A 1,291-nucleotide genomic window follows, 5' to 3' on the forward strand; every position below is an offset into this window, starting at 1 on the left:
GGCGGCGGAAAAACCCGTCACGCCAAATAACTCGCCGGCTACGCCGCTGGAACCGGAGTCCGCTAGCGAGACGCCGCCGTCGCTGCCGTCGGGGCTGGTTGGGCATCTCGTCAACACGACTGCCTGACGCACCGAGGCCCGTGTGTCGACCCCGAGCATTCCTGACCGTTTCATCCGTGTCGCTGCGTGGTTGACGCTCGGCGCGGCGCTGCTGCCACTCGGCGGCTGCGCCGTTGCCGCGCTGCCGTGCCGGCTGACGTCGGCCACGTTGAAAATTATCCCGGTCGTCGGCCATGCCGCGGCCACACCGTTCGACATGTGCTCATCCGCCATCGACTGAACCATGACATTCAAACGGATTGCCTGCGTGCTGGCGCTGCTGGCCGGCATGGTCCCGATGGCCGCTCAGGCGCAGTCGGTCGAGCGCGGAGCGAATGCGCCCAGTGCCGCTTCGAAGGGCGGTTCCACTGAGGCACGCCGGCGTTCGCAGGACACGCCGTTCGCGTTTCGCGGCATAGCGCTCGGCATTACGCTCGACGAATTCCGCGCGGGTTCCACCGTGCGGGCCACGCCGCTCGGCAGCGTGCCCTTCTGCGAGACGGACGTGCAGGCGGGTGCGCTCGGCATGCGGCTGAAATCGCCCGAGAGTCTGACCGTGGCCTGCCGCTGGGCGCATCGAGCGGACGATGGCTGGGCGGTGTCGCAAGCCGTCGTCGACGGCGCGCCGGCACAGGAGCATGTGCTGCGCTTTGCGCGTGTCGACGGCCAGAGCGCATTGCGTCTGTACGAGATCTCTTTCGTGATCGACGAGATCACCGCTGAAGACTTGCGCGACGCCCTCGCGGACCGTTATGGCCCGCCGCGCCTGGTGACGCAGAGCGCGTCGTCGTCGGGCGCGATGCCGGTCTACGTGTGGGAAAACGCGGTGAGTTCGATCACGTTGTGTTTTCTGCCGGGCACCCGCAACGGCACGCTCACCTATCTGCTGAAGGGCTCGGACGCATGGGTGAAATCGGTCGTGCGGCAATGGCAGGCAAGCGGTGCCGAGGCGGGTTGATGGGCCGCCTCGTCCATCGCGCGGTTTGCGGGCTCATACGTGGCGCCGATTGCATCGTCGAACAAAGCGTCGGCAGCGCGACCGCAAGGTCCATTTTCAATCCGGCCGATCCGGCCAGGGAGCATGCATGACTGCGCTACGTCTCACTGTCGCGCTAGGCGCGGCGGCCTGTCTCGCGGCTTGCGCGAGCAGCCAGCAGCCCTCGATCGTCGAAACGCCGATGTCGCCGCCGCT

The 1,291-nt window shown here is 67.3% G+C and carries 2 protein-coding genes; both read left to right on the forward strand.

All coding sequences use genetic code 11. From position 1 onward, the window contains the following. The first annotated feature begins 172 nt into the window (after positions 1-172). Entirely contained in the window at positions 173-340 is a 168-nt protein-coding gene (locus GNZ12_RS17985) for a DUF6726 family protein (RefSeq protein WP_321207320.1), read from the forward strand. A 3-nt stretch (positions 341-343) separates the two neighbouring features. Continuing rightward, positions 344-1,057, forward strand: coding sequence for a hypothetical protein (locus tag GNZ12_RS17990; RefSeq protein ID WP_172312118.1), 714 nt, complete (start codon positions 344-346; stop codon positions 1,055-1,057). Positions 1,058-1,291 lie beyond the last annotated feature (234 nt).

It is taken from the genome of Paraburkholderia solitsugae (genome assembly GCF_013177695.1).
In the GTDB taxonomy this organism is placed as follows: Bacteria; Pseudomonadota; Gammaproteobacteria; order Burkholderiales; family Burkholderiaceae; genus Paraburkholderia; species Paraburkholderia solitsugae.

Excerpts from the sequence above, each read along its gene's own strand:
- GNZ12_RS17990 (WP_172312118.1), top strand. The coding sequence starts at position 344 with ATGACATTCAAACGGATTGCCTGCGTGCTGGCGCTGCTGGCCGGCATG.